The organism is Clostridium tetanomorphum, assembly GCF_017873215.1.
Classification (GTDB): Bacteria; Bacillota; Clostridia; order Clostridiales; family Clostridiaceae; genus Clostridium_AO; species Clostridium_AO tetanomorphum.
The window spans coordinates 78,214-84,684 of sequence record NZ_JAGGKA010000020.1; the positions used below are offsets into that span (position 1 = coordinate 78,214).

Below are 6,471 nucleotides of genomic sequence, written 5' to 3' on the forward strand. Positions count from 1 at the left end.
AGAGTATAAATATATTGATAGGGATGATAATTATGAATACTTTAGAAAAATCTTATTCATATGTATTTAAAAATATATTAAGAGCTGTAAATCCTGTAAAGAAGAGAATAATGAAAGCTGAGTGTAAGGTTCATAAATTTATAAATGCTCAGTCTGTAATAGTATTAAAAAATGATGGACATATAGAAGCTCATAAACTTATGGTCGCATATATAAGTGATATAAATGAAGGAGTAGTTTGGGCTGATCAGGATTTAAAAAGCAGTAATCACTTTTATAATCCACACAAGAATAAGGGATTATACGGTAGTAGTGATGCTAAAAAAGAATGTATATCTTACTATACTACAGCATTAAATGAATATTTCAACGGTGATATTAAAAATGCAATGTTTTATTTGGGTGCAGCTTGTCATTTAATTCAAGATTTAACAGTTCCTCAACATGCTAATGTTCACTTATTAAATAACCATAGAAGTTATGAAAAATGGGTAATTAGAACCCATACAAATCATGATGAGTTTAAAATTAAAGAAGGGGGAATATATTTTGATTCTTTAAAGCATTATATTGATTTCAATAGTAAAGGAGCAATAAATATATACAGAAAACATTTACATGTAAAAAATCGGCATGTTAGATTTCAGATAATTACTTCTGTAGTTTTAACAATGGCTCAAGCTACTACTGCAGGTTTGATGTTTAAGTTCTATAAGGATATAGAAGAAATTAAGCCTATTACAATTACCCAACAGAAAGAGCAGTTTGAGAATATTGTAAATAAATCATTATAGGAGATATATTGACTTTTCTAAATAAATAATAAATTTAAGGACTGAACATTTATTCATTTAAGTTCAGTCCTTATAATTAGAATTTAGGTATCAGGATAAGCATAAATCATAATTTTATTATAAAATAATAGTTGATTATATCTTTTAATAACTTTAGTTTTATAGTTAGCTTTTCTAAAAAGATCTAAATACTCGTACCCTTATCAAGTTTAGACATATACCAGTTACGCATACGTGCTTTTTTAAAAAAACAGGGTTCTACTATTATTATATTTCCATCTGATTTCAATACTCTTTTAAATTCTTTTAAACTATCTGTTAATTCCTCAGTTGGAATATGATGAAGTACTGATAAAATCATAATATAATCAACAGAATTTTGCGATAAAGGAAGAAGACCATCTTTAGTTGTTATAAAATTATACTCTGGATATAATTTTTTAGCATAATTTATTCTTTTATCATCGCAGTCTACTCCAAGATAATTTGATGATTCAAATAAGTAAGAACTAGAACCAATACCACAACCAAAATCAAGAACTGTTTTATCTTTAAATTCAATGCAATTTTGAAACATTGAATTATAAAATTTATTTAGGAACCATTTAGGTCGTACAAAATAATGATATAATCTTGGGGATAGTTCCATAATATGATGCCTCCTATCTAATTAAGTAATACAAAGTTAGATTACCCTTATGTTCTTGATTTATAACTTGATTTTTTAAGTTAAAGTGGATTATTAATGTAATCACTTTGTTTCAATAAAAATAAATTAGTAGATTTGTTACATATATATGAGATAATATTTATGTGACAATTTATAATAAAAGTTAAGCATTGTAAAATAAGTATATATAAATATTTAAAGGTTGTGATAAAGTTGTATAATATTATGATTATAGAAGATGACAAAAAAATGGCTAAACTTATAAAAAATCATTTAGAGCGATATGGATATAAAGCATATTTAATTAAGGATTTTTCAAATATAAAAGATGAATTTCTCGAATATAAACCAGATCTTGTTTTAATGGATATAAATCTTCCTTTTTTTGATGGTTTTTATTGGTGCAGTGATATAAGAAGTCATTCAAAAGTACCTATAATATTTATATCCGCTAGAGATTCAGATATGGATCAGGTTATGGCAATAGATAACGGTGGAGACGACTTTATAACAAAGCCATTTTCTTATGATGTATTATTAGCAAAAATAAAAGGTGTACTGAGAAGAGCATATGGTAGTTATGCTAAAGGCGATACAGATTTTTTAAAAATTGACAATTTGATATTATATATAAATAATAATGTATTAGAATTTAAAAGTAAAAAAACTGAACTTAGTAAAAATGAATTTTCTCTTTTACTATATCTTCTTAAAAACATAAATAAAATTGTTTCAAGAGATACTTTACTTGAGATACTTTGGAGTGACACTGACTTTATTGATGACAACACCCTTTCTGTCAATGTTACAAGACTTAGAAAGAAGCTAGAAGAAGTAGGCATTACAAATGCTATAGAGACAAAACGTGGTCAAGGATATATTCTTATTAATAATTGGACAGAGTAAAGAGTTGGTGAGTAAAATGAAATTTATAGATTTTTTGAAAGATAGGATAGCTTATATAATAACTTATTTTATGAGTATATCTTTAGTTATTCTAATAATGTATTTGACTATATTTATAAAAGTAATTGAGTTTCCTATAATAAATGTATTATATGCATATTTGATTTCTATAGTTATATTTATTATATTCTTGATATATGAATATTCAAAAGTAAGAATGTTTTATAAGCGACTTTATGGAGCATCAAATTCTGAAAATATTATAGAAGATATTATAAATATAGGTGAAGCTAAAAATATAGAGCAAAAACTTTTTATAAATACATTGGAAAAGTTACATAAGTCATATGAAGGGAAGATTTATAAATATGAAGATATTCAAAAACATTATTCAAACTTTATAAATCAATGGGTACATCAAATGAAAACACCTGTATCTATAATTAATTTAATATTGCAAGAAGAATATACAGCAGAGTTTAAAGAGATTTTTGACAGTATTGGTGAAGAAAATGAAAAGATATCACAAGGTCTTAATATTATGTTATATAATGCAAGAATAAATGAATTTAATCATGATTTTAATGTGGAAGATATAGATATATTGCTGATTTTAAGAAAAGTAGTAAATGACAATAAAAAATTACTTATCAGACATAAGATATTTCCTGAAATAATAGGCAAAACTACAATTGTTCAAACAGATAAAAAGTGGATATACTTTGTTATAAATCAAATTGTTATTAATGCAATAAAATATACAGCTGTAGTAAAGAAAGATAAAAAAGCTATAAAGTTTAATATAGAAGAAGATACTACAAAAATAGTTGTGAGCATTGAAGATAATGGTATTGGTATACCAAAAGAAGATTTAGGACGAGTATTTAATGTTTTCTTTACGGGTAAGAATGGTAGAAAAACCTCTGAGTCTACAGGTATGGGAATGTACTTATCAAAACGCATTTGTGAAGGGCTTGGAAATAAGTTATATGTTGAATCAGAAGAAGGAAAAGGAACAAAATTTTATATTGATTTTTATAAAGGGAAAAATATATTTAAATTATAATCTTTCAAAATTGTAATGTTTATATTTAAAATGAAAGAGAAATCGATACTAAGATTTCTCTATTTTTTTTATAATAAAGTCATGGTCTTCGAAGAATATATAAAGTAGGAGGTTTTTATTATGTCAATTTTAAAAGTTGAAAATATAACAAAGATATATGGTGGAAAAAAAGGTGGCATGACCTTTAAAGCTTTAGATAAATTTAGTTTAGAAATTGAAAAAGGTGAATTTGTTGGAGTAATGGGGCCATCTGGTAGTGGTAAGACTACATTATTAAATATAATGGCAACTATAGATAGCCCTTCATCAGGAGAACTTTTTATAAATGGTACAAATCCTACAAAATTAAATGAAAAAAACATTGCTCTTTTTAGAAGAAAGGAATTAGGTTTTATATTTCAAGATTTTAATCTTTTAGATTCACTATCTATTAAGGAAAATATAATATTACCACTTGTATTAGAAAAAGTTAAGGTAAGAGAAATAGAAAAGAGAGTTGAAGAAATTACAGGCCTTTTAAACATTAAAGATATTTTAAACAAAAAGCCATATGAAATTTCAGGGGGACAGCAGCAGAGAGCAGCTTGTGCAAGAGCACTTATTCATAATCCTTCTATAATTTTGGCAGATGAACCTACAGGAAATCTTGATTCTAAAGCTTCCCAGGATGTTATGGAAACTTTAACAAATCTAAATAGCAAAAAAGGAGCTACTATAATGATGGTTACTCACGACCCTTTTTCTGCAAGTTTTTGTAAAAGAATAATTATGATTAAGGATGGAAAATATTTTTTAGAAATCGTGAATGGAGGGAACAGGCAGACATTTTTTAAAGAGATTATGGATTCCCTTTCACTTTTAGGAAGTAGGTCAAATAATTATACACTGTAGGGGAGGATTGAAATGACAATCAATAATATAGCTATTAAAAATATTAGAGGAAATTCAAATAAATATGTTATGTATTATTTAAGTAATGTAATAGTTGTAACTATATTTTTTATATTTGCAAATTTTATATATAATCCAAGTTTAAGTAATGGTAATGTTAGTGATAAAACTATAGGTGAAGTTGCTAGTAGATTAATGTACTTATGCGAGTTTGTAATAGTAATCTTTACTTTCATATTTTCAAATTACTCAATAACTAGTTTTTTAAAATCTAGGGAAAAAGAATTTGGACTTTTATCAATGTTTGGTTTAACTAAAGGTCAAATAAGAAGATATGTTATGTTTGAAAATATAATAATTTCAATTATTTCTATTGTGACAGGACTCTTCTTTGGAATGTTGTTTTCAAAATTATTTTTTATGGCTGTGTCTATAATCTTAGATTTAAATTCAGAAATTCCATTTTTAATATCAAGTAAAGCTGTAAAAATAACAATATTAAGCTTTTTAATACTTCTTAATTTTATAAGTTTTATTACAAGCTTTAAAATAAAAAATAATAACATTGCACAATTATTAAAAGGTGAGAGAATACCTAAAACAACGCCAAAGTTTTCAAAAATAAAATCAGTATTAGGAATATTACTTATAATTTCTGGGTATGTTGTAGGCGTATTTTCTGGTACAGCTATTATAGGCACAATGATTCCCATACTTATAGTTGTAATAATAGGAACTCATTTTTTATTTTCTCAGTTCAGTGTGTTTTTTACAAATAAGCTTCAAAATAATAAGGGAGTTTATTATAAAGGAATAAATCTAATAACCTTATCTCAAATTATATATAAATTAAAGGATAATGCAAAGGTATTATTTATTACTTCAATACTTAGTGGAATTACACTTGCATCAGCTATATCAGTTTATTCATTACAAAAGGTGAGTTTATCTTCACTTGAAGAAAATTGTCCGCAAGATATAGGGATCATAGAACAAGATATAAATTCTCATAAAGTTATAGCTGATGGAAAAATTGAAGAGATATTGAATAAGCATAAATTTGATATACAATATAGAAATAAAATAGAATTAATAAAGGCAAAAAATAATGATAAGATAGAAGAGAGTAAGAAGAGTACTTATGGTATAAAAATAAATAAAACTGATTTTAATATAATGTCTGAAAATAGCTTTAATGAACTTGCAAAGCAGTATAATAAAAAAGCGGTAGATTTAAAAAATGGAGAAATGGTAATATGTACCTATGATTTAACTGGTGGTATAGCTAATGAAAAAGTAGAACTTCCTTTTAAACATCAAAAAACTTTAAACTTAAATATTAACGGTAAAGTAAGTAGTTTTAATATATTAAATAATTTAAAAGGTGGTATTATAAACGCAGATAAAAAAAATACTAATACTATAATTATTAATAATGATGATTTTAAAAAGTTATGGAGTAAGGTTTCAAATAGCAATAAATATATTTATTATGGATACAACATCAAACATAATTTAAAGGCTGCTGATGCAATAACTGAAATAAAGAATTCAGTTACAAAAGGTCAAGAAGCTTTCTTTACTGAAAGGGTAATAAGTGCAGCAAATTTAATGAAAGTGCTATCTATACTTTTATTTATAGGAACATTTATTGCAATAATATTCTTTATTGCAACAGGAAGTATATTATACTTTAAGATGTTTAATGAAATTCAGAAAGATAAGCAAGACTTTATAGGATTAAAAAAGATAGGTGTTACACAAGAAGAAATAAAAAGGGTGGTTAGTATTCAAAGTTTTACAATGTTTTTCTTGCCACTTACAGTAGCAACTCTTCATGCTGTTTTTGCAGTAAAATCTGTAGGACTTTTATATACAACTTACTTTATGTTTATTGCAGGAATATATTTAGTTTTACAGATAATATATTATTTATTTGCCAAATGGATGTATATTAAACAGATTAATAGTTGGAGCATTTAATTATTTATTCAATTCTAGTGTTGATTTACAGAATTTAAAAGTCAAGGGATATAAGTTTCCTTTGACTTTTTTATTGTGTGCCCAGCATGGGCAACAACTTGACGGTGAAAGTCCGTTGTGGGCTTGGTAGTGGGAACCACTAGCTGACGGCAAGGGTGTCC

6 protein-coding genes are annotated in these 6,471 nt (G+C 25.7%); 5 read left to right on the forward strand and 1 reads right to left on the reverse strand.

All coding sequences use genetic code 11. From position 1 onward, the window contains the following. Positions 1 to 32: 32 nt before the first annotated feature. A complete protein-coding gene (locus tag J2Z24_RS17050) occupies positions 33 to 794 on the forward strand; it encodes a zinc dependent phospholipase C family protein (RefSeq protein WP_035150777.1) in 762 nt (253 codons plus the stop codon). Between the two features lie 184 nt (positions 795 to 978). Here J2Z24_RS17050 and J2Z24_RS17055 read toward each other — a convergent pair whose 3' ends face one another. After that, positions 979 to 1,443 carry a class I SAM-dependent methyltransferase gene (locus J2Z24_RS17055; RefSeq protein WP_241393004.1) on the reverse strand — a complete coding sequence of 155 codons (465 nt, stop codon included), beginning with the start codon at positions 1,441 to 1,443 and terminating at the stop codon, positions 979 to 981. 234 nt (positions 1,444 to 1,677) lie between these two features. Here J2Z24_RS17055 and J2Z24_RS17060 point away from each other — a divergent pair, with 234 nt between their 5' ends. The 4 genes from J2Z24_RS17060 to J2Z24_RS17075 all read left to right on the forward strand — a co-directional run bounded on the left by J2Z24_RS17060 (position 1,678) and on the right by J2Z24_RS17075 (position 6,310). After that, positions 1,678 to 2,370 (forward strand): response regulator transcription factor, encoded by a 693-nt coding sequence (locus tag J2Z24_RS17060; RefSeq protein ID WP_035150775.1) that lies wholly within the window; start codon positions 1,678 to 1,680, stop codon positions 2,368 to 2,370. A 16-nt stretch (positions 2,371 to 2,386) separates the two neighbouring features. Next, positions 2,387 to 3,436 carry a sensor histidine kinase gene (locus tag J2Z24_RS17065; protein WP_035150773.1) on the forward strand — a complete coding sequence of 350 codons (1,050 nt, stop codon included), beginning with the start codon at positions 2,387 to 2,389 and terminating at the stop codon, positions 3,434 to 3,436. A gap of 120 nt (positions 3,437 to 3,556) precedes the next feature. Further along, entirely contained in the window at positions 3,557 to 4,327 is a 771-nt protein-coding gene (locus tag J2Z24_RS17070; RefSeq protein ID WP_035150771.1) for an ABC transporter ATP-binding protein, read from the forward strand. Between the two features lie 12 nt (positions 4,328 to 4,339). After that, positions 4,340 to 6,310 (forward strand): FtsX-like permease family protein, encoded by a 1,971-nt coding sequence (locus tag J2Z24_RS17075; RefSeq protein WP_035150769.1) that lies wholly within the window; start codon positions 4,340 to 4,342, stop codon positions 6,308 to 6,310. Positions 6,311 to 6,471: the final 161 nt, after the last annotated feature.